At 53.4% G+C, this 23,384-nt stretch carries 33 protein-coding genes; 31 read left to right on the plus strand and 2 right to left on the minus strand.

Features of this window, described 5'->3' with window-relative positions; translation table 11 throughout:
- The first annotated feature begins 85 nt into the window (after nucleotides 1-85).
- From rpsJ to PMI41_RS11665, 28 genes are all read left to right on the plus strand, one after another.
- Complete coding sequence (rpsJ, locus tag PMI41_RS11530; protein ID WP_008124902.1) at nucleotides 86-394, plus strand: 30S ribosomal protein S10; 309 nt, start codon at nucleotides 86-88, stop codon at nucleotides 392-394.
- A 25-nt stretch (nucleotides 395-419) separates the two neighbouring features.
- The gene (gene rplC / locus PMI41_RS11535; RefSeq protein ID WP_008124903.1) at nucleotides 420-1,169 is read left to right on the plus strand and encodes a 50S ribosomal protein L3; all 750 of its coding nucleotides are present in this window, start codon (nucleotides 420-422) and stop codon (nucleotides 1,167-1,169) included.
- Nucleotides 1,169-1,789 carry a 50S ribosomal protein L4 gene (rplD, locus tag PMI41_RS11540; protein ID WP_008124905.1) on the plus strand — a complete coding sequence of 207 codons (621 nt, stop codon included), beginning with the start codon at nucleotides 1,169-1,171 and terminating at the stop codon, nucleotides 1,787-1,789. Before rplC ends, rplD begins: the two co-directional genes overlap by 1 nt.
- Nucleotides 1,786-2,079: a 50S ribosomal protein L23 gene (locus tag PMI41_RS11545; RefSeq protein WP_008124907.1), complete on the plus strand. Its 294-nt coding sequence runs from the start codon at nucleotides 1,786-1,788 to the stop codon at nucleotides 2,077-2,079. The genes rplD and PMI41_RS11545 overlap by 4 nt, the downstream gene beginning before the upstream one ends.
- A gap of 20 nt (nucleotides 2,080-2,099) precedes the next feature.
- Nucleotides 2,100-2,933 (plus strand): 50S ribosomal protein L2, encoded by an 834-nt coding sequence (rplB, locus tag PMI41_RS11550; protein WP_008124910.1) that lies wholly within the window; start codon nucleotides 2,100-2,102, stop codon nucleotides 2,931-2,933.
- A gap of 15 nt (nucleotides 2,934-2,948) precedes the next feature.
- Nucleotides 2,949-3,227 carry a 30S ribosomal protein S19 gene (rpsS, locus tag PMI41_RS11555; protein WP_008124912.1) on the plus strand — a complete coding sequence of 93 codons (279 nt, stop codon included), beginning with the start codon at nucleotides 2,949-2,951 and terminating at the stop codon, nucleotides 3,225-3,227.
- 2 nt (nucleotides 3,228-3,229) lie between these two features.
- Entirely contained in the window at nucleotides 3,230-3,619 is a 390-nt protein-coding gene (gene rplV / locus PMI41_RS11560) for a 50S ribosomal protein L22 (RefSeq protein WP_008124914.1), read from the plus strand.
- Nucleotides 3,619-4,329: a 30S ribosomal protein S3 gene (rpsC, locus tag PMI41_RS11565; protein ID WP_008124916.1), complete on the plus strand. Its 711-nt coding sequence runs from the start codon at nucleotides 3,619-3,621 to the stop codon at nucleotides 4,327-4,329. The genes rplV and rpsC overlap by 1 nt, the downstream gene beginning before the upstream one ends.
- A gap of 41 nt (nucleotides 4,330-4,370) precedes the next feature.
- Nucleotides 4,371-4,784 (plus strand): 50S ribosomal protein L16, encoded by a 414-nt coding sequence (gene rplP, locus PMI41_RS11570; RefSeq protein WP_008124918.1) that lies wholly within the window; start codon nucleotides 4,371-4,373, stop codon nucleotides 4,782-4,784.
- 12 nt (nucleotides 4,785-4,796) lie between these two features.
- Nucleotides 4,797-4,997 (plus strand): 50S ribosomal protein L29, encoded by a 201-nt coding sequence (rpmC, locus tag PMI41_RS11575; protein WP_008124920.1) that lies wholly within the window; start codon nucleotides 4,797-4,799, stop codon nucleotides 4,995-4,997.
- Nucleotides 4,998-5,008: 11 nt separating this feature from the next.
- The gene (rpsQ, locus tag PMI41_RS11580) at nucleotides 5,009-5,251 is read left to right on the plus strand and encodes a 30S ribosomal protein S17 (protein WP_008124922.1); all 243 of its coding nucleotides are present in this window, start codon (nucleotides 5,009-5,011) and stop codon (nucleotides 5,249-5,251) included.
- 83 nt (nucleotides 5,252-5,334) lie between these two features.
- Nucleotides 5,335-5,703, plus strand: coding sequence for a 50S ribosomal protein L14 (rplN, locus tag PMI41_RS11585; RefSeq protein ID WP_008124924.1), 369 nt, complete (start codon nucleotides 5,335-5,337; stop codon nucleotides 5,701-5,703).
- 10 nt (nucleotides 5,704-5,713) lie between these two features.
- Nucleotides 5,714-6,025, plus strand: a complete 312-nt coding sequence (gene rplX / locus PMI41_RS11590) for a 50S ribosomal protein L24 (protein WP_008124927.1) — start codon at nucleotides 5,714-5,716, stop codon at nucleotides 6,023-6,025.
- Nucleotides 6,018-6,575, plus strand: coding sequence for a 50S ribosomal protein L5 (rplE, locus tag PMI41_RS11595; RefSeq protein WP_008124928.1), 558 nt, complete (start codon nucleotides 6,018-6,020; stop codon nucleotides 6,573-6,575). The genes rplX and rplE overlap by 8 nt, the downstream gene beginning before the upstream one ends.
- A gap of 25 nt (nucleotides 6,576-6,600) precedes the next feature.
- Nucleotides 6,601-6,906: a 30S ribosomal protein S14 gene (gene rpsN, locus PMI41_RS11600; RefSeq protein WP_008124931.1), complete on the plus strand. Its 306-nt coding sequence runs from the start codon at nucleotides 6,601-6,603 to the stop codon at nucleotides 6,904-6,906.
- 12 nt (nucleotides 6,907-6,918) lie between these two features.
- Nucleotides 6,919-7,317: a 30S ribosomal protein S8 gene (gene rpsH, locus PMI41_RS11605; protein ID WP_008124933.1), complete on the plus strand. Its 399-nt coding sequence runs from the start codon at nucleotides 6,919-6,921 to the stop codon at nucleotides 7,315-7,317.
- 25 nt (nucleotides 7,318-7,342) lie between these two features.
- Complete coding sequence (gene rplF / locus PMI41_RS11610) at nucleotides 7,343-7,876, plus strand: 50S ribosomal protein L6 (RefSeq protein WP_008124935.1); 534 nt, start codon at nucleotides 7,343-7,345, stop codon at nucleotides 7,874-7,876.
- 12 nt (nucleotides 7,877-7,888) lie between these two features.
- Nucleotides 7,889-8,251 (plus strand): 50S ribosomal protein L18, encoded by a 363-nt coding sequence (gene rplR / locus PMI41_RS11615; RefSeq protein ID WP_008124937.1) that lies wholly within the window; start codon nucleotides 7,889-7,891, stop codon nucleotides 8,249-8,251.
- Between the two features lie 167 nt (nucleotides 8,252-8,418).
- Complete coding sequence (gene rpsE, locus PMI41_RS11620; RefSeq protein WP_008124939.1) at nucleotides 8,419-8,985, plus strand: 30S ribosomal protein S5; 567 nt, start codon at nucleotides 8,419-8,421, stop codon at nucleotides 8,983-8,985.
- A 67-nt stretch (nucleotides 8,986-9,052) separates the two neighbouring features.
- Nucleotides 9,053-9,253, plus strand: coding sequence for a 50S ribosomal protein L30 (rpmD, locus tag PMI41_RS11625; protein WP_008124941.1), 201 nt, complete (start codon nucleotides 9,053-9,055; stop codon nucleotides 9,251-9,253).
- A 17-nt stretch (nucleotides 9,254-9,270) separates the two neighbouring features.
- Nucleotides 9,271-9,747, plus strand: a complete 477-nt coding sequence (gene rplO / locus PMI41_RS11630; RefSeq protein WP_008124942.1) for a 50S ribosomal protein L15 — start codon at nucleotides 9,271-9,273, stop codon at nucleotides 9,745-9,747.
- Between the two features lie 213 nt (nucleotides 9,748-9,960).
- Nucleotides 9,961-11,301 (plus strand): preprotein translocase subunit SecY, encoded by a 1,341-nt coding sequence (gene secY / locus PMI41_RS11635; protein ID WP_008124944.1) that lies wholly within the window; start codon nucleotides 9,961-9,963, stop codon nucleotides 11,299-11,301.
- Nucleotides 11,298-11,948: an adenylate kinase gene (locus PMI41_RS11640; RefSeq protein WP_008124947.1), complete on the plus strand. Its 651-nt coding sequence runs from the start codon at nucleotides 11,298-11,300 to the stop codon at nucleotides 11,946-11,948. Before secY ends, PMI41_RS11640 begins: the two co-directional genes overlap by 4 nt.
- 211 nt (nucleotides 11,949-12,159) lie before the next feature.
- Nucleotides 12,160-12,528 (plus strand): 30S ribosomal protein S13, encoded by a 369-nt coding sequence (rpsM, locus tag PMI41_RS11645; RefSeq protein ID WP_008124949.1) that lies wholly within the window; start codon nucleotides 12,160-12,162, stop codon nucleotides 12,526-12,528.
- 130 nt (nucleotides 12,529-12,658) lie between these two features.
- Nucleotides 12,659-13,048, plus strand: a complete 390-nt coding sequence (rpsK, locus tag PMI41_RS11650) for a 30S ribosomal protein S11 (RefSeq protein WP_008124952.1) — start codon at nucleotides 12,659-12,661, stop codon at nucleotides 13,046-13,048.
- A 124-nt stretch (nucleotides 13,049-13,172) separates the two neighbouring features.
- On the plus strand, nucleotides 13,173-14,186 hold the full coding sequence (locus PMI41_RS11655; RefSeq protein WP_008124954.1) for a DNA-directed RNA polymerase subunit alpha: 1,014 nt from the start codon (nucleotides 13,173-13,175) through the stop codon (nucleotides 14,184-14,186).
- Between the two features lie 98 nt (nucleotides 14,187-14,284).
- Nucleotides 14,285-14,713 carry a 50S ribosomal protein L17 gene (gene rplQ / locus PMI41_RS11660; RefSeq protein ID WP_008124955.1) on the plus strand — a complete coding sequence of 143 codons (429 nt, stop codon included), beginning with the start codon at nucleotides 14,285-14,287 and terminating at the stop codon, nucleotides 14,711-14,713.
- 627 nt (nucleotides 14,714-15,340) lie between these two features.
- Nucleotides 15,341-16,591, plus strand: coding sequence for a GGDEF domain-containing protein (locus PMI41_RS11665; RefSeq protein ID WP_052025884.1), 1,251 nt, complete (start codon nucleotides 15,341-15,343; stop codon nucleotides 16,589-16,591).
- Between the two features lie 46 nt (nucleotides 16,592-16,637).
- On the opposite strand, the gene PMI41_RS11670 is transcribed toward PMI41_RS11665, so the two are convergent.
- Both PMI41_RS11670 and PMI41_RS11675 read right to left on the minus strand, forming a co-directional pair.
- Entirely contained in the window at nucleotides 16,638-17,249 is a 612-nt protein-coding gene (locus PMI41_RS11670) for a LysE family translocator (RefSeq protein ID WP_008124958.1), read from the minus strand.
- Nucleotides 17,250-17,324: 75 nt separating this feature from the next.
- Nucleotides 17,325-18,119, minus strand: coding sequence for an AraC family transcriptional regulator (locus PMI41_RS11675; RefSeq protein ID WP_040854682.1), 795 nt, complete (start codon nucleotides 18,117-18,119; stop codon nucleotides 17,325-17,327).
- A gap of 195 nt (nucleotides 18,120-18,314) precedes the next feature.
- Here PMI41_RS11675 and PMI41_RS11680 point away from each other — a divergent pair, with 195 nt between their 5' ends.
- The 3 genes from PMI41_RS11680 to thrS all read left to right on the plus strand — a co-directional run bounded on the left by PMI41_RS11680 (nucleotide 18,315) and on the right by thrS (nucleotide 23,346).
- Nucleotides 18,315-19,754, plus strand: coding sequence for a DegQ family serine endoprotease (locus PMI41_RS11680; protein WP_008124961.1), 1,440 nt, complete (start codon nucleotides 18,315-18,317; stop codon nucleotides 19,752-19,754).
- Between the two features lie 20 nt (nucleotides 19,755-19,774).
- On the plus strand, nucleotides 19,775-21,088 hold the full coding sequence (locus PMI41_RS11685; protein WP_008124964.1) for a replication-associated recombination protein A: 1,314 nt from the start codon (nucleotides 19,775-19,777) through the stop codon (nucleotides 21,086-21,088).
- A 275-nt stretch (nucleotides 21,089-21,363) separates the two neighbouring features.
- Nucleotides 21,364-23,346 (plus strand): threonine--tRNA ligase, encoded by a 1,983-nt coding sequence (thrS, locus tag PMI41_RS11690; protein ID WP_008124967.1) that lies wholly within the window; start codon nucleotides 21,364-21,366, stop codon nucleotides 23,344-23,346.
- The last annotated feature ends 38 nt before the right edge of the window (nucleotides 23,347-23,384 follow it).

Consider the following 23,384-nt stretch of genomic DNA (forward strand, 5'->3'; position numbering starts at 1 on the left):
CGTCGCTTCGATCATTGAGTAAATTAAGGTTTTATGCGGAAGACGCCTGCTATAGGGCGTCTCCGCTAAACAAGGAAAAGATGAAATGAACGGTCAAAACATCCGCATTCGCCTCAAGGCGTTTGATCATCGGATCCTTGACGATTCGACGCGGGAAATCGTGTCGACTGCCAAGCGTACCGGTGCCAATGTGCGCGGACCGATCCCGCTACCTACACGGATCGAGAAGTTCACGGTTAACCGCTCGCCGCACATCGACAAGAAGAGCCGCGAGCAGTTCGAGATGCGCACACATAAGCGTCTTCTCGATATCGTAGACCCGACCCCCCAGACTGTGGACGCGCTGATGAAGCTCGATCTGTCTGCTGGTGTTGATGTCGAGATCAAGCTGTAAGGCTTGAGGACGGAAGGATGAACCGATGCGTTCAGGTGTAATTGCACAGAAACTGGGCATGACTCGCGTCTACAACGACGCTGGCGAGCATGTGCCGGTAACAGTTCTTCGCATGGAGAACTGCCAGGTTGTGGCTCAGCGTACAGTCGAGAAGAATGGCTACACTGCCGTTCAGCTCGGTGTTGGTCTGGCCAAGGTAAAGAATACGACGAAGAGCTTGCGCGGTCATTTCGCGACAGCTTCGGTCGAGCCAAAGGCGAAAGTAGCGGAATTCCGCGTCTCTGCTGACAATCTTCTTGATGTCGGCGTCGAGATCACCGCCGAACATTACGTTGCAGGCCAGAAGGTCGATGTGACTGGTACTTCAATCGGTAAAGGTTTTGCCGGTTCGATGAAGCGCCATAACTTCGGCGGTCACCGCGCAACACACGGTAACTCGGTTACTCACCGCGCTCACGGTTCTACCGGTCAGCGTCAGGACCCGGGTAAAGTGTTCAAGGGCAAGAAGATGGCCGGTCATATGGGTTCAACCCGTATCACCACCCAGAACATCGAAGTTGTTTCGACTGATCTGGATCGCGGCCTTATTCTGGTTCGTGGTGCTGTTCCTGGTTCGAAGGGTGCATGGATACTGGTACGCGATGCCGTCAAGGTAGCGCTTCCAGACAATGCTCCGAAGCCAGCTGGCCTTCGCGCATTGATCGACGATGCCGCAAACGCCGCAGCAGCTGTGTCTGATGCAGAAGTAGCGCAGACAACTGAGGGGGCCGAATAATGGATCTCACGATTACAACACTTGAAGGCGCGGACGCCGGTAAGCTGAAACTCTCCGAAGAGATTTTTGGTCTTGAGCCACGCGACGATATCCTTCAGCGCATGGTCCGCTATCAGCTTGCCCGCAAGCAGCAGGGCACGCACAAGGCAAAGACCCGTTCGGAAATCGCACGGACCGGCGCCAAGATGTACAAGCAGAAGGGTACGGGCCGCGCTCGTCACCATTCAGCCCGTGCACCGCAGTTCCGTGGTGGTGGTAAGGCTCATGGCCCGGTTGTTCACAGCCACGCCCATGACCTGCCGAAGAAGGTTCGCGCTCTTGCACTTCGTCATGCCCTGTCCGCCAAGGTCAAGGCATCTGATCTGATCATCGTTGATGATCTGCTCGCGACAGAAGCCAAGACAAAGACACTTGTTTCGCAGTTCGCCAAGCTCGGCTTGCAGAATGCGCTTCTTATCGGCGGTGCCGAGATTGATGTGAATTTTGCTCGTGCAGCTTCGAACATCCCGAACATCGACGTCCTGCCAATTCAGGGCATCAATGTTTACGACATTCTGCGTCGCGGCAAGCTCGTGCTTTCCAAGGCTGCAGTTGAAGCTCTCGAGGAGCGTTTCAAATGACCGATCTTCGCCACTACGACGTGATCGTCAGCCCGGTTATCACTGAAAAGTCGACCATGGTTTCGGAAAACAACCAGGTTGTTTTCAACGTAGCCAAGAAGGCGACGAAGCCGGAAATCAAGGCCGCAGTCGAAGCGCTGTTCCGCGTGAAGGTTACTGCAGTCAATACTTCTGTGCGCAAAGGCAAGGTGAAGCGTTTTCGCGGCATCGTCGGACGCCAGAGTGATGTCAAGAAAGCAGTCGTGACGTTGGCCGAAGGCCAGTCAATCGACATTTCGACTGGTCTCTGAGGGGCCGTGGAGTAAAGACAATGGCACTCAAACATTATAATCCAACCACGCCAAGCCAGCGCCAGCTGGTCATCGTGGACCGTTCGGAGCTTTACAAGGGCAAGCCTGTCAAGGCTTTGACCGAAGGTCTGTCGTCGAAGGGTGGTCGTAACAACACTGGTCGCATTACCGTGCGTTTCCAGGGTGGCGGTCACAAGCGCACATACCGCTTCGTTGATTTCAAGCGCCGCAAGCATGATGTGGCTGCCAAGGTTGAACGCCTTGAATACGATCCAAACCGGACCGCGTTCATTGCGCTTATCCGCTACGAAGATGGCGAACTGAGCTACATCCTGGCTCCACAACGTCTGGCAGTTGGCGACAGCGTTATTGCTGGCGCACAGACAGACGTGAAGCCAGGCAATGCGATGCCATTGTCAGCAATGCCGGTCGGCACCATCATCCACAATGTGGAAATGAAGCCAGGCAAGGGCGGTCAGATTGCCCGTTCGGCAGGTACATATGCGCAGCTCGTTGGCCGCGACCAGGGAATGGCGATCCTTCGCCTGAACTCGGGCGAACAGCGTCTTGTACATGGTTCTTGCTTTGCAACGGTTGGTGCAGTATCGAACCCCGACCATGGCAACATCAATCTCGGTAAGGCAGGTCGCAGCCGTTGGCTCGGTCGCAAGCCTCACAACCGTGGTGTTACCATGAACCCGGTCGATCACCCCCATGGTGGTGGTGAAGGCCGTACGTCAGGTGGACGTCATCCGGTTACTCCGTGGGGCAAGCCTACGAAGGGCAAGAAGACGCGCTCCAATAAGTCGACGGACAAGTTCATCGCTCGTTCGCGTCATCAGCGCAAGAAGTAAGAGAGGTAGTCTGAAATGGCTCGTTCAGTTTGGAAAGGCCCGTTCATCGATGGCTATCTTCTCAAGAAGGCTGAGAAGGTACGTGAGGGCGGTCGCAGTGAAGTTATCAAGATCTGGAGCCGTCGCTCCACGATCCTGCCACAGTTCGTCGGTCTGACCTTCGGTGTGTACAACGGTAACAAGCATGTGCCGGTTTCGGTCAACGAAGAGATGATCGGACACAAGTTTGGTGAATTCGCTCCGACGCGTACCTATTACGGTCATGGCGCGGACAAGAAAGCGAAGAGGAAATAACGATGGGCAAGGCTAAGGCTCCGCGCCAGCTAAAGGACAACGAGGCGAAAGCCGTTGCCCGTACGCTCCGCATCAGCCCTCAGAAGCTTAATCTGGTGGCTGCTCTGATCCGTGGCAAGAAGGTTAATGCCGCTCTTGCCGACCTGGAATTTTCGCGCAAGCGCATTGCAGGAACGGTGAAAAAGACTCTCGAATCAGCTATCGCCAACGCAGAGAACAACCACGATCTGGATGTTGATGCTCTGGTTGTTGCTGAAGCCTATGTAGGCAAGTCAATCGTGATGAAGCGTTTCCACGTTCGTGGCCGCGGTCGTGCAAGCCGGATCGAGAAGCCATTCTCGCATCTGACGATCGTTGTTCGCGAAGCTGAGGAAAAAGGGGAGGCCGCATAATGGGCCAGAAGATTAATCCGATTGGTTTCCGCCTGGGCATCAATCGCACCTGGGACTCGCGTTGGTACGCGAACACAGGTGAATATGGCAAGTTGCTGCACGAAGACCTGAAGATCCGCAAGTATCTGATGGACGAACTGAAGCAGGCTGCCATTTCCAAGGTAGTTATCGAGCGTCCGCACAAGAAGTGCCGCGTTACGATCCATGCTGCCCGTCCGGGTCTGATCATCGGCAAGAAGGGCGCCGATATCGAGAAGTTGCGCAAGAAGCTGTCAGAAATGACCAATGCGGATACAACTCTTAATATCGTTGAAGTCCGCAAGCCGGAGACAGATGCAACTCTGGTTGCACAGTCGATCGCGCAGCAGCTTGAACGCCGCGTCGCTTTCCGCCGTGCCATGAAGCGTGCCGTTCAGTCGGCAATGCGTCTTGGTGCAGAAGGCATTCGTATCAATTGCTCGGGTCGCCTTGGCGGCGCGGAAATTGCACGTATGGAATGGTACCGTGAAGGCCGCGTGCCTCTGCATACCCTTCGTGCCGATATCGATTACGGAACTGCTGAAGCGCAGACTGCCTATGGCATTTGCGGCGTCAAGGTCTGGGTATTCAAGGGCGAAATCCTTGAGCATGACCCAATGGCTTCGGAACGCCGTGCTGTTGAAGGTGATGCCAGCCATCAGGGTTCAGGCCGTCGCCGCGAAAACGCTTAAAATAGCGTCTTTCGGAAACGAGAATTTTGGAGTAGAGAACAATGCTGCAGCCTAAGCGCACAAAGTTCCGCAAGCAGTTCAAGGGCCGTATCCACGGCGCGTCGAAGGGCGGTACGGATCTGAATTTTGGTGCTTTCGGCCTGAAGGCCCTCGAGCCGAACCGCGTTACTGCGCGTGAGATCGAGGCCGCTCGCCGTGCAATTACCCGTCACATGAAACGTGCCGGTCGCGTGTGGATCCGGATTTTCCCGGATGTGCCGGTCACATCGAAGCCTACTGAAGTCCGCATGGGTAAAGGTAAGGGTTCGGTTGATTATTGGGCATCCCGTGTCGCACCAGGCCGCATCATGTTCGAGCTCGACGGCGTTTCGGAAGAAATCGCCCGTGAGGCACTTCGCCTCGGAGCAGCAAAACTGTCGGTAAAGACGCGCTTTATTCAGCGCATCGCAGAATAAGGGGTGGATGTTATGAAATCCGCAGAAGTCCGGGCCTTGAGCCTTGATCAGTTGAATGAAGAACTTGGTTCGCTGAAGAAAGAGCAGTTCAACCTGCGCTTCCAGAAAGCAACCGGTCAGTTGGAAAAAACCGCTCGCGTTCGGCAGATCCGCCGTGATATTGCGCGCATTAAAACTGTCGCCCGCCAAAAAGCGGTCGAGAGCAAGGCTTAAGGAAGAAAACCATGCCTAAACGCATTCTGCAGGGCGTTGTCGTGAGCGACAAAAACGACAAGACCATTGTGGTCAAGGTCGAGCGGCGCTATTCGCACCCGCTCCTCCAGAAGACTGTGCGCCAGTCCAAGAAGTACAAGGCGCATGATGAGAGCAACCAGTTCAAGGTTGGCGATCTGGTTTCCATTGAGGAATCCAAGCCAATTTCGAAAGACAAGTGTTGGGTTGTCGTAACTGACGCCCCGGCAAGCTAATATTAATATCTGTATGTAAGTACGCACAATCGCGAGGGGCAAGGAAAGCCCAGTCCGGTTGAACAAGAAGAAGGCGGCTAGTCATGATTCAGATGCAAACAAACCTCGACGTGGCGGATAATTCCGGCGCACGTCGTGTCATGTGCATCAAGGTGCTGGGCGGCTCGAAGCGGAAATATGCTTCGGTCGGCGACATTATTGTCGTTTCGATCAAGGAAGCAATTCCGCGCGGCCGCGTTAAAAAGGGTGACGTGATGAAGGCTGTGGTAGTTCGCACAGCTAAGGACATCCGTCGCGCAGATGGTAGCGTAATTCGTTTCGACAAGAACGCTGCTGTTTTGATCGACAATAAGAAAGAGCCTATCGGCACGCGTATCTTCGGACCGGTTCCGCGCGAACTTCGCGCAAAGAGCCACATGAAGATCATCTCGCTGGCTCCAGAAGTTTTGTAAGGAGCAGACGATGCAGAAGATCCGTAAAGGCGACCGCGTTGTCGTTCTAGCTGGTAAGGACAAGGGCCGTACCGGCGAAGTAATCAAAGTTTTGCCGAAGGATGAGCAGGCGCTCGTTCGCGGCGTTAATCTTGTAAAGCGTCACCAGAAGCAGACACAGAGCCAGGAAGCCGGCATCATTTCGAAAGAAGCGCCGCTCCATCTGTCGAACATCGCTATTGCTGACAAGGACGGAAAGCCGACACGCGTTGGTTTCAAGGTTCTTGAAGACGGCAAGAAGGTACGTGTAGCAAAGCGTTCAGGAGATCTGATCGATGGCTGATGCAAACATTCAACCTCGTCTGAAGAAGCAATATCTCGACGTGGTTCGTAAAGCTCTTCTCGAAGAGTTCAAATACGAAAACGAAATGCAGATCCCGCGCATCACCAAGGTTGTTCTCAACATGGGTGTAGGCGAAGCAACAGCTGACTCGAAGAAGCCAACTGTCGCAGCTGAAGATCTGGCATTGATTGCTGGCCAGAAGCCGGTTATTACCCGTGCGCGCAATTCGATCGCTACCTTCAAGGTACGTGAGAATATGCCGATCGGAACGAAGGTAACTCTTCGTAAAGAGCGCATGTACGAATTCATCGACCGTCTGATCACGATCGCGCTTCCACGCGTTCGAGATTTCCGCGGCCTGAATCCAAAGAGCTTTGACGGTCGTGGCAACTTCGCCATGGGCATCAAGGAACACATTGTGTTCCCGGAAATCAACTACGATAAGGTTGATCAGATCTGGGGCATGGACATCATCGTTTGCACGACTGCAAAAACGGATGATGAAGCCCGCGCTCTTCTGCGCGCCTTCAACTTCCCTTTCCGCCAGTAACGGCAAGCGTAGCGAGGTATTTGAAATGGCAAAGACGAGCGCAGTCGAAAAGAACAAGCGCCGCGGTCTTCTGGTAAAGCGTTTTGCTGCAAAGCGTGCGCGCCTGAAGGCTGTCGTGATGAATCAGTCGCTTCCACTGGATGAGCGCTTCCGCGCAACCATCCAGCTGGCAGAACTGCCACGCAATTCCACCAAGGTCCGCATTCGCAATCGTTGCGAAGTATCGGGTCGTCCGCGCGGTTATTACCGCAAGATCAAAATGTCGCGTATCGCATTGCGCCAGCTGGGTTCGCTCGGCCAGGTGCCTGGCATCGTGAAATCGAGCTGGTAAGGAGAGAACGCGATGTCTATGACAGATCCTCTCGGCGATATGCTGACACGTATCCGTAACGCAATCATGCGCAAGAAGGGCAAGGTTTCAACACCAGCCTCCAAGCTTCGCGCTCGCGTTCTGGATGTTCTTCAGTCTGAAGGCTATATCCGTGGATACAGCCAGGTAGACTTCGACAACGGCAAGTCCGAAATCGAAATCGAACTGAAGTATTTTGAGAATGTACCGGTAATTCGTGAAATTACCCGTATTTCGAAGCCCGGTCGCCGCGTTTACGTGTCGGTCAAGTCGATCCCGCAGGTTGCGAACGGTCTTGGTATTTCGATCCTGTCGACGCCTAAGGGCGTTATGGCAGACCACGAGGCACGTGAACAGAATGTCGGCGGCGAACTGCTCTGCCGTATATTCTAAGCACCGGCTTGAAAAGGTTTGAAAAATGTCTCGTATCGGTAAAAAACCAGTGGCAGTCCCGCAAGGCGTAACAGCCAGCGTAGACGGCCAGACCATCAAGGCCAAAGGCCCGAAGGGTGAATTGTCCTTCGTTGCCAATGACGACGTTGTGGTCAAGTTCGAAGATGGTGCCGTCAGCGTTAATCCGCGTGACGACTCCAAAGTTGCTCGTTCAAAGTGGGGCATGAGTCGCACCATGGTCGTCAACATCTTCACAGGTGTTAAGGACGGCTTTGAAAAGCGTCTTGAAATCAGCGGCGTCGGCTATCGTGCAGCCATGCAGGGCAAGAACCTGCAGCTGTCACTTGGCTTCAGCCACGAAGTTGTCTATCAGGTGCCGGAAGGCATCACTGTTGCAGTTCCAAAGCCGACCGAAATCGTCGTCACCGGCATCAACAAGCAGCAGGTAGGCCAGGTCGCGGCTGAGATTCGCGAATATCGTAGCCCGGAGCCTTACAAGGGCAAGGGTGTGAAGTATGCGGGCGAGAAGATCGTTCGCAAAGAAGGTAAGAAGAAGTAAGGAACTCGTGTCATGGCATCGCCGAAAGAAATCATTCAGCGTCGCGCTTCGCGTGTTCGCCGCCAGCTCAAGGCGGTTGCCGGTGACCGTCCGCGGCTCAGCGTCCACCGTTCTTCAAAGAATATCTATGCGCAGATCATTGATGACGCGCATGGTCACACTATTGCATCCGCATCCACTCTTGAAGCTGACCTTAAGGGCAAGCTGAAGACCGGTGCAGATTCGGATGCAGCGGCACTGGTTGGCAAGCTCGTTGCAGAGCGCGCCGTCAAGGCCGGCATCAAGGAAGTTGTCTTCGATCGTGGCGCCTATATTTACCACGGCCGTGTAAAGGCACTTGCTGAAGCAGCCCGGGAAGCAGGTCTTAGTTTCTAAGATCCTGATATCAGGGTAAGACTTTCGAAGTCCGGGACTGCAAGGGCTCGTCTCTTGTAAGCCGGACTTCGCGTACTAAAACTGTTACCGCGATCTATGTGGACCAACCATATCCACGGCGCTGTAATGTCATTCGTGCTACCGGAAAAGAAAAAGGAATTAGGAGCATGGCACAGGAAAAGAGAGGCCGCGACGATCGTGGTGGCCGTAACGAAGAGCGCGATAGCGAATTCGTTGACAAGCTTGTACACATCAACCGTGTTGCCAAAGTCGTAAAGGGCGGCCGTCGTTTCGGTTTTGCTGCTCTCGTCGTTGTTGGCGATCAGAAGGGCCGCGTTGGCTTCGGTCATGGCAAGGCGCGCGAAGTGCCGGAAGCTATCCGCAAGGCAACTGAAGCTGCCAAGCGCGAAATGATTTTCGTTCCGCTGCGTTCGGGCCGTACTTTGCACCACGATGTGCATGGCCGTCATGGCGCCGGCAAGGTTCTGCTTCGTGCAGCCACAGCTGGTACCGGTATCATTGCCGGTGGTCCAATGCGCGCAGTCTTCGAGACTCTCGGCGTACAGGACGTTGTTGCCAAGTCGCTCGGTTCGTCGAACCCATACAACATGGTTCGTGCGACATTCGATGCCCTCAAGCATCAGATGCATCCGAAGGACATCGCTGCACAGCGCGGTATCAAGTATTCGACACTGCAGGCTCGCCGCCGCGATGTGGTCGGTTCGGAAGAATAGGCCATAAAGTGGCGCAGCAGGGCAGGGCCTCGCGCTTTGCTCACTGTAGAGACTAAAGGACAAAGTCATGGTTGAGAAGAAGAAGGGTAAGACGGTTACGGTCGAACAGATCGGCAGCCCTATCCGCCGTCCGGCAGAACAGCGTGCAACGCTTGTTGGTCTGGGCCTCAATAAAATGCATCGTCGTCGCACACTTGAAGATACGCCTTCAATTCGCGGCATGATTGCCAAGGTTCAACATCTCGTCCGCGTCGTGGACGAGGCTTGATACCGGAGATTAGACAAATGAAACTCAATGATCTGAGTGAAAATCCAGGCGCAACCAAGGCCCGCAAGCGCGTCGGTCGTGGTATCGGTTCTGGTTCTGGCAAGACAGCCGGCCGTGGTGTCAAGGGTCAGAAGTCCCGTTCCGGCGTTGCCATCAACGGCTTCGAAGGCGGACAGATGCCAGTTTACCGTCGCTTGCCAAAGCGCGGTTTCACCAACATCTTTTCGAAGAACTTCAACACTGTTTCAGTCGGCCGCGTGCAGACTGCAATTGATGCCAAGAAGCTCGATCCGAAGGCAGCTGTCACGATCGAAACCCTCAAGGCTGCCGGCATCATTCGCCGCGCCAAGGATGGCGTTCGTCTTCTTGCTGACGGAGAAATCAAGACTGCGGTAACTTTTGAAGTTTCCGGCGCTTCCAAGGCTGCGATCGAAAAGATCGAAAAGGCCGGCGGCAAAGTCAATCTGCCAGCTGCACCTGCAGCAGCAGAATAATACGGACAGGCAAGCGGCGATCTTTATGATCGCCGCTTGTACCTTTTCTCCCGGCATCATATCTGGGGGTAGACCGTCGATTCTCCATACCGGGTGAAAAACGGGGCTCTAACGCAATTTCAGGAAAAGTGCCTGCCGGTTTTCCGTTCGATATTGCGAAAGAACAAAAGTTGGGGCGCAGTATCGCTCTGACGGCACAGACCGGAGACTATAATGGCTTCAGCCGCTGAACAGCTCGCGTCAAATCTCAATTTCTCAGCTTTTTCGAAAGCCAGTGAGCTCAAGAAGCGCATTTGGTTTACACTTGGCGCATTGCTGGTTTACCGGCTAGGTACATATATCCCGCTGCCGGGTATCAACCTTGGCGCATTCGCCCAGGCATTCAACAATCAGGCGCAAGGCATCCTCGGCATGTTCAACATGTTCGCAGGTGGCGCTGTTGAACGCATGGCGATCTTTGCGCTTGGCATCATGCCTTATATCTCGGCATCGATCATCGTCCAGCTCATGACATCCGTCATTCCTGCTCTTGAGCAGTTGAAGAAGGATGGCGAGCAGGGCCGTAAGGTCATCAACCAATATACACGCTACGGCACTGTGCTTCTTGCCACGGTTCAAGCCTATGCGATTGCTGTGGGCCTGCAGGGCAGCCAGGGTATCGTTACCGATCCGGGCCCGTTCTTCCTGTTCTCCACAGTGATTACACTTGTCGGTGGTACAATGTTCCTGATGTGGCTTGGCGAGCAGATCACTGCACGCGGCATCGGTAACGGTATTTCGCTCATCATCTTCTCCGGCATCGTCGCCAATCTGCCACAGGCAATTTCCGGCACATTGGAACTTGGTCGTACCGGCGCTCTTTCAACAGGTGTCATTCTGGCGATCATCGTGCTAACGATTGCCGTTATCGGTATCATCGTTTTCGTTGAACGTGCGCAGCGCCGGCTCCTGATCCAGTATCCGAAGCGCCAGGTAGGCAACCGCATGTTTCAGGGCGATACTTCGCACCTGCCTTTGAAGCTGAACACAGCCGGTGTTATTCCGCCGATCTTCGCTTCTTCGCTGCTGCTTTTGCCAGCAACAGTTGCCGGTTTTGCTCAAAGCGGACAAATGCCTGCATGGGCGACAAGCATTCTTTCTTCGCTCGGACATGGCCAGCCCGCCTATATGTTCCTTTATGCGGCGATGATCGTGTTCTTCGCGTTCTTCTATACGGCGCTTGTCTTCAATCCGAAGGACACCGCCGACCAGCTGAAGAAGCATTCCGGCTTCATTCCCGGCATTCGTCCCGGTGAGCGTACGGCCGAGTATATCGACTATGTGCTGACCCGTATCACGGTCCTTGGTGCTGCTTATCTGGTTTTGATCTGCATGCTGCCAGAATTCCTGATCTCCTGGGCTGGTGTTCCTTTCTATCTCGGCGGTACATCACTGCTGATCGTCGTGAGCGTGACGCTCGATACGGTTGCACAGATCCAGGGTCACCTGATCGCGCATCAATATGAGGGGCTTATCAAGAAGTCGAAGCTCCGTGGGGGGAAACGCAACAGATGAGATTAATACTTCTCGGACCACCGGGGGCAGGTAAGGGAACTCAATCTCAGCGCTTGGTCGAAAAGTTGGGCATACCGCAACTCTCCACGGGGGACATGTTGCGCGAGGCCGTGAATGCCGGAACAGATGTAGGCCTCAAAGCCAAAGCCGTCATGGATGCCGGCAATCTGGTTTCCGACGAGATTGTCAATGCGATCGTTTCGGAACGCATTGATCAGCCGGATGCAGCCAAGGGATTTATTCTTGACGGCTATCCGCGCACATTGGTTCAGGCCGACGCAGTTGAGCAGATGCTCGCCGACAAGGATCTGGAACTGGATTGCGTGATCGAGCTTGAAGTGGACGATAACGTCCTCGTCGAGCGCATATCGGGTCGCTATACCTGCGCTAAATGCGGGACTGGTTATCACGATACAAACAAGAAGCCGAAAGTCGCGGGTGTCTGCGATAAATGCGGATCGACGGAATTCAAACGCCGTCCGGACGACAATGCCGAAACGGTGCGCACGCGCCTTGAAGCATATTACAAGCAGACTTCGCCCCTCATCGGCTACTACTACGCCAAGGGCAAGTTGAAGAAGGTTGATGGTATGGCCGACTTTGAAGAGGTCACGGCATCAATCGAAAAAATTCTGTCAGAACTGTAGGGCTGACTTAATTTTCTTGAAGGAGTTGACTTTTCGAAGCGATTCCTTCAAGTACGGCGCAAATTCGCTTGGATATAGAGCGGTCGGCGCCGATCCGGTAATAAAGGTTCGGGGCTGATCGTTTATGTTTGTCCTCGAATATTAATTTTCATCCCGTCATCTGGCTGCCGTATCGGTAATCCAGCTCTGCCGGTTAACAAGGAGAACAGACGTGGCTCGTATCGCTGGCGTCAACATCCCGACGAACAAGCGCGTTGTTATCGCGCTTCAGTACATTCACGGGATCGGTCAAAAATTTGCACAGGAAATCGTCGAGAAAGTCGGCATTCCTGCAGAGCGTCGCGTCAATCAGTTGACCGATGCCGAAGTGCTGCAGATTCGTGAAACAATCGATCGCGATTACCACGTTGAGGGTGATCTGCGTCGTGAAGTTTCCATGAACATCAAGCGTCTGATGGATCTGGGCTGCTATCGCGGGCTTCGTCATCGCCGCTCGCTTCCGGTTCGCGGTCAGCGCACGCACACGAATGCGCGCACCCGCAAGGGACCTGCCAAGGCAATTGCCGGCAAGAAGAAGTAATATTCTCCGGCGCGGTTCGCTGCGCCGGTTCTGCCTTTCGGGGTAGATTGTGCTGGTTCCGCACGTTAACTGGAACCACGGTGGAGCCTCTGGAAATACGGAGGCGTCGAGATCAATTGAAAGGACTACTATGGCCAAGGAAGCCACACGCGTTCGCCGCCGCGAGCGGAAAAACATTTCATCGGGCGTTGCTCACGTTAATTCTACATTCAACAATACAATGATCACTATCACTGATGCGCAGGGCAATGCGATTGCCTGGTCGTCGGCTGGTGCGCAGGGCTTCAAGGGCTCGCGCAAGTCCACACCATTTGCTGCTCAGATGGCTGCTGAAGATTGTGCCAAGAAGGCGCAGGAACACGGCATGCGTTCTTTGGAAGTTGAAGTTTGCGGACCTGGTTCCGGTCGTGAATCCGCTTTGCGCGCTTTGCAGGCTGCCGGTTTCACAATCACATCGATCCGCGATGTGACACCGATCCCACACAATGGCTGCCGCCCGCGCAAGCGTCGTCGCGTCTAGTCTTTTGCTCTAGGATTTGGCCGGTGGGTTGCTTTCAGCTCATCGGCTTCAAGCCCCTTATGGGGTTTCCACGCTTCAAGGCCACGATTGGATGGTGGCACTGGCAAGGATAAGGAAAACATAGATGATCCAGAAAAACTGGCAAGAATTGATCAAGCCGAACAAGGTCGAGTTTCAGACCTCAGGCTCGAAGACCAAGGCAACTGTCGTCGCTGAGCCGCTTGAGCGTGGCTACGGCTTGACGCTGGGCAATGCCTTGCGTCGCGTGCTTCTGTCCTCGCTGCGCGGCGCTGCCGTGACTGCGGTTCAGATTGACGGCGTTCTGCACGAATTCTCGTCGATCCCTGGCGTTCGCGAAGATGTTACGGACATCGTCCTCAACATCAAGGAAATTGCTATCCACATGGAAAGCGATGGTCCAAAGCGCATGGTCGTCCGCAAGGAAGGCCCGGGCGTTGTCACAGCTGGCGATATCCAGACTGTTGGCGATATCGAAATTCTGAACCCGGAACATGTAATCTGCACGCTCGATGAAGGCGCTGAAATCCGTATGGAATTCACTGTCAACACCGGCAAGGGCTACGTTCCTGCTGACCGCAACCGCGCGGAAGATGCTCCGATTGGCCTCATTCCGGTCGATAGCCTTTATTCACCGGTCCGCAAGGTTTCCTACAAGATCGAGAACACCCGCGAAGGTCAGGTTCTTGATTATGATAAGCTGATCTTGCAGATCGAGACCGATGGTTCGATTTCCGGCGAAGATGCTGTTGCCTATGCAGCACGCATCCTTCAGGACCAGCTGGCGATCTTCGTCAACTTTGACGAGCCGCAGAAAGAAGTTCAGCAGGAACAGGTCACTGAACTCGCGTTCAATCCTGCTCTGCTCAAGAAGGTCGATGAACTCGAACTTTCGGTTCGCTCGGCAAACTGCCTGAAGAATGATAATATCGTCTACATTGGCGATCTCATTCAGAAGACAGAAGCAGAAATGCTGCGTACACCGAACTTCGGTCGCAAGTCGTTAAACGAAATCAAGGAAGTTCTGGCTTCCATGGGCCTCCATCTTGGTATGGAAGTTCCAGCCTGGCCGCCAGAGAACATCGAAGATCTCGCCAAGCGTTACGAAGACCAGTACTAATCCGGGCTTTGCCCGACACATAAGCCCGGGCAATGAGCCCGAACTGAGAAATTTAGCCCGGGCAATGAGCCCGAAAAGAAAACTGAAGGAGAAGGCTCATGCGCCACGGTAATTCAGGCCGCAAGCTTAACCGGACTGCCAGCCATCGTAAGGCGATGTTTGCCAATATGGCTGCATCTTTGATCGAACATGAGCAGATCGTGACAACGCTGCCCAAGGCCAAGGAAATTCGTCCAATCGTAGAAAAGCTTGTCACGCTCGGTAAGCGCGGCGATCTGCACGCTCGTCGTCAGGCCATTTCGGCTATCCGCGATGCCAAGCTGGTTGCCAAGCTGTTCGATACGCTTGCAACACGTTATGGCCAGCGCAATGGCGGCTACATCCGCATCATGAAGGCAGGCTTCCGCACCGGTGACAATGCACCGCTTGCAGTAGTCGAATTCGTTGATCGTGATGTCAACGCAAAGGGCGCCAAGGATTTGGCTCGCGTTGAAGAAGAACGCGCAAACGAAGCTGAAGCAGCGTAATCAACGCTTGATAGGCTGAGGGTTTAAAAAGGGAGCTTCGGCTCCCTTTTTCTTTGTATATTTTAAAGACGTTTCCCGGATTAACCGGCATTCACTTGTCGGCAATCTGCCCTAACCGGACAAGTTCGCGCAAGAGGTCAGGGCACAGTATTAATGTTAGTGGCGAACTGTATTATTGGCCACTGCTTCTACTTTAGGTGTCCGGCTAGGGCATAAACAGGACGATCTGTCATCTCATTGAGAATGACGTTCTCTGCTCGTGAGGTACGTTATTTCGTTTCATTACAACCGATGCGAGGTGCTTGATTGGTTGCACGTAGAAAATAGGTAATATATAGCCACCAGAAAATTCTATTATGTCGATGTATTTAAGTCATTTTAATAATATACTTTAATTGAATTTTTCAGGAGAGTCTTTTGTCAGGAGTTTATTTAACTAGAGTATCCAGAAATATTCATATAGCAAATATAATTAAATCATTATTTGTTTTTATAATTGTATTCCTCTGCGTATACTTTGCATTTAGCAAGGGGGCGGCGAGTATTTTGCTTTCTTTTTGCCCCGTCAATGCGGTTTTACTTGGTCTTATGATACGTAACCCTGCTTTGTCTACTCCGGCAAGCTGGTTGAGCGCATTTGCCGGCTATCTGGCTGCTGGCATGACAAACTTTGATTTGCTGATTTCGGCGTGGCTCGCTGCGGCTCATATTTCCTTCGTTGTTGGCGGGTATATTTTTCTCATCAGATTATCGGCCGATGATCGCCGTCTACGCCGCCCTTTTTCCATCGTTTATCTATGTTTGGCCTGTATCACAGGCGCTGCGGTTGCAGGCGCCGTAGATAGCGGGCTTGCTATCGTGCTGGCGCAAACCAGTGTTCAAACCAAAACTCAGTTCTGCTTCATCAGTGAGTTCACAGATAGCGTGATCATGCTGCCGATGATACTTGCAGCACCTTCAAGCTTGGTTGTGGCCCTGAAAGATGTCGCGAAGAAAATTTGGGCCAGGCCGGAAATCTACGATATCTTGCCGATTTTAGCATTGGCCTTAACAATATTGGTGAGTGTGGTTGTTGAAGGTCCGGGAGCGTTTGCCTATCCGGTTCCCGCGCTTTTATGGTGCGCCCTGCGCTATGATCTGTTTAGTGTTACGATCCTGACTTTCCTGTTTAGCATCTGGAAGATTATTTCTGTCTCGGGCGGCTTTCATGCCGCAGATCAACACACGATCAATATCGGGGAAGTGACTTCTCTCAGACTGGCGATCGGATTGATTGCGCTTGGTCCTCTGGCCGTTGCCAGCATGAACACCACACGCAATGAACTCATACGCAAATTGCGATATGCGGCGAGTCACGACTCCCTGACAGATGCGTTTTCCCGAAGCGGGCTCATCAGCAGAGGTCAGGACGTGCTTGAAGCGAATAGGTCCAATGGCCACCCAACGACGATCATCATGCTTGATATCGACCACTTCAAGCGGGTGAATGATAAATTCGGTCATGCGGCAGGCGATTCCGTTTTGGTCGAGTTTGCAGCAAGAGTTTCAAATGTGCTGCGCGATAGCGATCTTTTTGGCAGGTTGGGGGGCGAAGAATTCGCGGTGCTTCTACCGGAGACGGGTTTCCTTGAAGGGTCAGAAATAGCCGAAAAAATTCGCCAGGCAGTGGAAGAAACGGAAATATCCTTACCGTCGACAGACAGCGTACCCATCACAGTGAGTGGTGGAATTGTGGTTACGCAGGAGCAATATGAAACGCTGGATGTATTGCTCCTGCGTGCAGATCGGGCGCTTTACCTGGCGAAAGCCAAAGGCCGCAATACCATGCATGCGACTGAAACGCCGCAGATTATACGCTGGACTGCCTCTGCTGGTTGAAATCTCGCGTCAGAATTTTCGTGCCGGAAGTCATTTATTTGGGATATCAGCGCTGCGTTAGGGCCAGCTTTAAACCGAGGCCAACAAAGGCAGCTGCAAATGAACGGCGCATCCAGACGAGGACGTTCGGTCGTGAAATTATCTTGTCGCGGACTGATGCCGCGAATAGCCCATAGATCGCAAAGACAATAAAAGTCATTGCCATGAATACGCCGCTCAGGCTGAGCATTCTCAAGACCGGCTGGCTCTCGCTACTGCTGACGAACTGAGGCAGGAAGGCTAGGAAGAAGATAGACAGTTTGGGATTGAGAATATTGATAAGAATAGCGGTGAGGGTGACACGCTCAAGCGAACTTTCAGTGCCTTGCTGATCAATACGCAACGATCCATTTTCGCGCAAAGCATTCCAGGCCATGAACAGCAGGTAAATAACGCCAAGATATTTAAGCGTTTGAAAGGCAAGGGCACTGGTGTGCATGATTGCCGCTAGCCCGCCAATTGCCGCTGCTATGTGAGGAATAATGCCAATCGTGCAACCGAGCGAGGCTGCTACACTGGCTTTGGCTCCGCGGGTCAGTCCCGTTGCCAGCGTGTAAACAACGCCTGTGCCGGGCGAAATGACGATAATCATTGATGTGATGAGAAATTCAAGACTCATGATGCATGCTCCGTGTTCCGATGAAGGGACTAGAGCAAAGGTTTTTCACAAGGTATTGGACAGGATTGCAGCAATTTAAATAACGGACGCAGCATAAATGCCAGGAGAAATTCCATACTTGTGTACAAAGACGCGATTCATGTGACTTTGATCGGAAAACCCGCTGGCGGCAGCAGTTTCTGCCAAAGCCGCCCCCTGCAGTATCATGCGGCGTGCCAAGTCTGCACGGCGCTGCATGAGGTATGAGTGAGGCGTAAAGCCGGTTGCAGTTGCAAAGCTTCGTAAAACCTGAAAACGGCTGAGGCCGCTGGCCTTGGCCAAATCAGCCAATGTTAAAGTCGCTGTCGGTTCATCGTCGATGAGTTGCTTGATGATACGGATGGCGCTGGGCATGTGTTTTTGCTCTCGAGTGTTTTTTTGCGTTTGAGAAAGCAAATCAATCAGCATTTCATCTTGCAGCAATGGCTGGCAATTCGGGCTGGTCAAGGCATTGAACAAATGCTGAAACTGTTTTGCTGCGAGGGCGTTGATTGATGCTGGCTCAGTAAACTCCATTATAGAAGCAACGTCTTCGCGCATATCATTCTCAACAAGCTGAATGATTTCCGGGTCGAAATAGATCATACGCCACGAGCGCCCGGCTTCTCCGATGGGAATGCCATCATGAACCTCTCCGGGGTTAACTGTGATGAGGTGACCCGGTCCGGCTTCCACCATACCGCGTCCGCTAATCGATTTTTGAGCACCCTGATGAATAACACCGATCCCATACTGATCATGTGTGTGACGGGCGAACTGATGGTGGCTGGCGGCCTCGACGATTTGCACGCCAGGGTTGCCGCTGGGATAAATCCTGAAATGACCTCGCATCTTGCCCAATTTATCCACCAGCGACATGTGGCTTGATACTAACTCAAAGCAGATTGCCGAGAAAGCCTTGTGAAAACGGCTGTGTCTGGAACGATATGTCTCAAATTTGCTTAACTTATTGGCTGGTATCCCAGCTCGAAATCACCACATTGGTCGAAGCAGTTTGACTGATTCATTTAGCTATCGGAGATTGATATGGGTTCTGTTTTGCGAAGCTCGGTAGTGGGCGCTTCAGCGCGGGCAATTTTACTCGGTGCAGTTGTTTTTACTGCTGCCGCTCTTCCGGCTTACGCGCAGACGGCTGATACGACAAAGCAGCTGCCGGAAAACCGATCCGAAGTGCAATTGTCCTACGCGCCTCTCGTTAAACAGACAGCAGGTGCCGTGGTCAATGTCTATGCCGCCCACTCGGTGCAGCAGCGTTCGCCCTTTGCCGGTGACCCGTTCTTTGAACAGTTCTTCGGTGGGCGGCAGTTTAGTGGGCCGCCACGCGTTCAGTCTTCGCTGGGATCAGGGGTAATTGTTGATGGAACCGGCATCATCGTCACCAATAATCACGTTATCCGCGATGCCGATACGGTAAAGGTGGCGCTGTCGGATGGACGTGAATTTGAATCGAAAGTTTTGCTGAAGGATGAATCGACCGATCTTGCCATCTTGAAGATCGATGCCGGTGAGCCTCTGCCAGCCCTGAAGCTCGCCGATTCCGACAAGGTGGAAGTGGGAGATCTGGTTCTGGCAATCGGTAACCCATTCGGTGTCGGTCAGACCGTGACGAGCGGCATCGTCTCAGCTCAAGCACGGACAAGGGTTGGCATTTCCGATTTCGACTTCTTTATCCAGACTGATGCTGCCATTAATCCGGGTAATTCCGGCGGTGCGTTGATTGGTATGGATGGTGATCTGGTCGGCGTCAACACGGCGATTTTCTCCAAGTCCGGCGGCTCTGTCGGTATAGGTTTTGCCATCCCCGCCAATATGGTGAAAGCTGTGGTTGATACCGCCAAGGGCGGAGCCGATACGTTTGAACGTCCCTATATTGGCGCTGCATTTCAGAACGTCACTCCAGACGTCGCCGAAAGTCTGGGAATGAAACAGCCCTATGGCGCTTTGGTAACGAATGTCACCAAGGGCGGTCCGGCAGAGAAGGGCGGTTTGCGGGTTGGCGATGTGGTGTTGAATGTCGATGGTGTGCGTATCGAGAATCCGGATGGGCTTGGATATCGCATTTCGACAGCCGGTATTGGTAAAACAGTCAAGCTCGATATATTGAGCAAGTCGAAGGAAAAGTCGGTCATGGTGGCTTTGCAAAAGCCCGATCCCGACTCGCCAGATAATCAGTTGATGATCCAAGGCAAGAATCCGCTTTCAGGCGCGCTCGTACTCAAGCTGAGCCCTGCCAGCATTGCACGTTTGAAATTGCCGGAAGACACAGACGGCATTGCTGTCGATAAGGTTTATCCGAATTCGCCCGCCGCTCGCATAGGGCTACAGCCGGGTGATATTATTCGCGGTATCAATGGAGCCGAGATCGACAGTATTGCTGACCTCAGCAAGGCCATGTCTGCCAATCCTGTGCTTTGGCGCTTCGAATTTGAACGTGGCGGTGCCATAGTGCGCCAGATCATTCGATAAGCAGCTCAACAGGATAGAATATGGCGGATTTGTTTTCGGTAGGCGATGATCCGGCTTCTGACCGGAGTCGGCCGCTTGCCGACCGTCTGCGCCCGCGCAATCTCAGCGAGGTAACCGGTCAAACCCAACTGACCGGGCCTGAAGGTGCGTTGACCCGGATGATCGATTCCGGGTCGCTTGGCTCAATGATTTTCTGGGGCCCACCGGGCACAGGAAAAACAACCGTTGCGCGGCTGTTGGCCAATGAAACAAACCTTGCCTTCGAACAGATTTCTGCAATCTTTTCGGGCGTGGCGGACCTCAAAAAAGTATTCGAGATGGCACGGTCGCGTAAAATGTCCGGCCGCCAGACGCTGCTTTTTGTGGATGAGATTCATCGATTCAATCGCGCGCAGCAGGATTCATTTTTGCCAGTTATGGAAGATGGCACCATTGTGCTTGTTGGTGCAACAACGGAAAATCCTTCCTTTGAACTCAATGCGGCTTTGCTTTCGCGTGCGAGGGTTCTGGTGTTTCAGCCGCATGATGAAACCAGCCTTGCCGCACTTCTTGAGCGTGCCGAAAGCCACGAAGGCAAGCCGCTGCCATTGAACGACGATGCGCGCGCCAGTCTTGTGCGTATGGCCGATGGCGATGGTCGTGCAATACTGACCCTGGCGGAAGAAGTATGGCGAGCCGCACGCGAAGGCGAGGTTTTTGATGCCGAACGGGTGCAACAGATCGTGCAGCGTCGAGCTCCCGTTTACGACAAGGGACAGGATGGCCATTACAACCTGATTTCAGCTTTACATAAATCCGTGCGCGGTTCTGATCCCGATGCAGCTTTGTACTATCTGTGTCGCATGTTTGATGCGGGCGAAGATCCACTTTATCTCGGACGGCGGCTGGTGCGAATGGCAAGTGAAGATATCGGACTTGCCGATCCTCAGGCATTGGTCATCTGCAACGCCGCAAAAGACGCGTATGATTATCTGGGATCGCCCGAAGGTGAGCTGGCGCTGGCGCAAGCCTGCGTCTATCTCGCCACGGCCCCCAAATCCAATGCCGTATACACCGCTTACAAGGCTGCCATGGGAGCTGCCAAGGCCAATGGCTCGCTGCTGCCGCCCAAGCATATTCTCAACGCGCCGACAAAGCTGATGAAGGGCGAAGGGTACGGAAAAGGCTATGCCTATGACCACGACCAGCCTGACGCATTCTCGGGTCAGAATTATTTTCCCGAAGCGCTGGGACGTCAAAGCTTTTACGATCCGCCAGAACGAGGCTTCGAACGGGAAATTCGCAAACGCATGGATTACTGGAACAAACTGCGCCAGGAGCGCGGCGAAACGTAATCTGCAGGACGGTTTTGCGTGGTTCGACGGGGCTCACCATGAGGAATGGTGTTGCGTTGCATGAAGGAAAATTCGGACCGTCGATGAACATCGTGCATTTTGCAGATTTTCCTCATGGTGAGCTTGTCGAACCACGCATAAGCACTCTGCAGTCTTTTATATTCGAAGCCCTTTACCTGAAACCAATCTGCATTTAGAAGTCCGCGACCGGATAAGAATCCGGTAGCTTAGAAAACCACCCGCAATCGTTGGCGGGACTGGATAGGAGAAATCTTATGTCGCAAGCAGTTGCAAAAACTGTATCCATGCAATTCCCCGATGGCTCCAAGCGTGACTATGACGCTGCCATGACCGGCGCAGAACTTGCAGAATCAATTTCAAAATCACTGGCCAAAAAAGCCGTTGCCTACGCTGTCGATGGCACTGTCCGTGATTTGTCCGACCCGCTTGGTGCCTCCGGTGCGATCGAAATCCTGACCCGCGACGATCCGCGCTCCCTGGAACTGATCCGCCATGATTGCGCGCACGTTCTTGCAGAAGCTGTGCAGGAACTATTTCCCGGAACACAGGTCACTATCGGACCCGTCATCGAGAACGGTTTCTACTACGACTTTGCCAAGAACGAACCATTTACGCCGGAAGACTTGCCGCTAATCGAAAAAAAGATGCGGGAAATCATTGCCCGCAACAAGCCGTTCACCAAGGAAATCTGGTCACGTGAAAAAGCGCGTCAGGTCTTTGCCGAGAAGGGCGAGGTTTACAAGGTTGAGCTCGTTGATGCGATTGCCGAAGGGCAGGACCTTAAAATCTATGCGCAGGGCGACTGGTATGATCTTTGCCGCGGCCCGCATATGGCTTCAACCGGGCAGATCGGAAATTCCTTCAAGCTGATGAAGGTTGCCGGGGCTTATTGGCGCGGTGACAGCAACAACCCCATGCTGAGCCGCATCTATGGCACGGCTTTTGCTAACGATAACGACCTCAATGCCTATCTTCACATGCTCGAAGAGGCAGAGAAGCGCGATCACCGCAAGCTTGGCCGTGAGATGGACCTTTTCCATTTCCAGGAGGAAGGCCCGGGCGTCGTGTTCTGGCATTCCAAGGGCTGGCGTATGTTCCAGTCGCTGGTCAATTATATGCGCCGCAGGCTGGAGGGTGTGTATCAGGAAGTGAATGCCCCTCAGGTGCTCGACAAGTCGCTCTGGGAGACTTCCGGACACTGGGGCTGGTATCGTGACAACATGTTCAAGGTCACGGTTGCGGGCGATGAGACGGATGATGAGCGCATTTTTGCGCTCAAGCCGATGAATTGCCCGGGCCATGTTCAGATTTTCAAGCACGGCCTGAAGTCTTATCGCGACCTGCCGGTGCGTCTTGCGGAATTCGGCAATGTTCATCGTTATGAACCATCGGGCGCTTTGCATGGGCTGATGCGGGTTCGCGGGTTCACTCAGGATGATGCACACGTCTTCTGTACCGACGAACAGATGGCGGCGGAATGTCTGCGTATCAATGACCTGATCCTCTCCGTCTACAAGGATTTCGGCTTCGAGGGTATTACGATCAAGCTGTCGACCCGTCCCGAAAAGCGTGTCGGTTCAGACGAATTGTGGGACCGTGCCGAAGCAGTCATGATGGGTGTTCTGGATAAGATCCAGCAGCAGTCGAACGATATCAAAACCGGTATTCTGCCCGGTGAGGGTGCGTTCTACGGTCCGAAGTTCGAGTATACGCTGAAGGATGCCATTGGCCGCGAGTGGCAGTGCGGCACGACGCAGGTGGACTTCAACCTGCCGGAGCGTTTTGGCGCTTTCTACATCGACTCGACTTCCGAAAAGAAGCAGCCGGTCATGATCCATCGCGCCATCTGCGGCTCGATGGAGCGTTTCCTTGGTATATTGATCGAAAATTTCGCCGGTCACATGCCGCTATGGTTCGCGCCTGTGCAGGTTGTGGTTGCCACGATCACCACGGAAGCCGACGATTATGGCCGTCAGGTTGCCAAAGAGCTGAAGGCTGCAGGTCTGCAGGTCATCACTGATTTCCGCAACGAGAAGATCAACTACAAGGTGCGCGAGCATTCCTTGCAGAAGGTTCCGGTCATTCTCGTTTGCGGTATGCGTGAAGCAGAAGAACGCTCAGTCAACATGCGCCGTCTCGGTTCTCAGAACCAGACATCGCTATCACTGGATGAAGCTATCCAGCAGTTAAAGCATGAGGCGACACCGCCCGATCTGCTTCGTCTGGCAGCTGAATAATAGTGTTGCTGACAGCGCGGTGGGTTTCATCGCGCTGT

Origin of the sequence: Phyllobacterium sp. YR531 (assembly GCF_000282595.1) — a bacterium.
In the GTDB taxonomy this organism is placed as follows: Bacteria; Pseudomonadota; Alphaproteobacteria; order Rhizobiales; family Rhizobiaceae; genus Phyllobacterium.